Annotated in this window: 1 protein-coding gene; it reads right to left on the bottom strand. The window is 22.4% G+C overall.

The genetic code is table 11. The features are described 5' to 3' along the window. On the bottom strand, positions 1-436 hold a 436-nt coding region (locus ACP5P5_RS13750; protein WP_428286686.1), incomplete at its 3' end, for a hypothetical protein. Positions 437-549 lie beyond the last annotated feature (113 nt).

The raw sequence follows: 549 nt of genomic DNA, 5'->3' as shown, positions 1-549 counted from the left end.
ACATTTCATTTACTTGTTTTTCTTCTTTTTCATCAATTTCTTCTTCATTATCTGATTCTAAATCTAAATCAAATAACCCATCATCTTCAATATTATTTACTAAATCATGAATATCATCTTCATCATTATGTTCAGATTCTTCATCTTCATTTAATAAATGAGTTAATAAATCATCATCATGCGTATTATCTGCTTCATATATTTTTACTGTAACTAAATCTTTTTGTTTATTATCATTAGATGAATCTTCATTTTCTTCATCATTTGCAATATTCTGCAATACATCATCATTATCTTTTTCTTTTGCATTATCTACATCATTATCATCATTAGGAATCTTATGTGTTATTTGTTCATCTTCTGAAATAATATCATAAATATTTTCTGTAAATTGTTCTTGTTTAAGTTGTTCAATTTGTTTTAATATTTCGTCCATTGATATGTCTTTAAAATTCATTGTTATATAGTTATTGTTCATAATAATTAATTTAACAACAGTGTTTATAAAATCATCAACAAAATCTATGTTAAATAAGAAAACAATACTTG

It is taken from the genome of Hydrotalea sp. (genome assembly GCF_049968455.1).
In the GTDB taxonomy this organism is placed as follows: Bacteria; Bacteroidota; Bacteroidia; order Chitinophagales; family Chitinophagaceae; genus Hydrotalea.
Note: the sequence above shows the minus strand (reverse complement) of the source record. Positions and strands in the feature narration are given on the sequence as shown.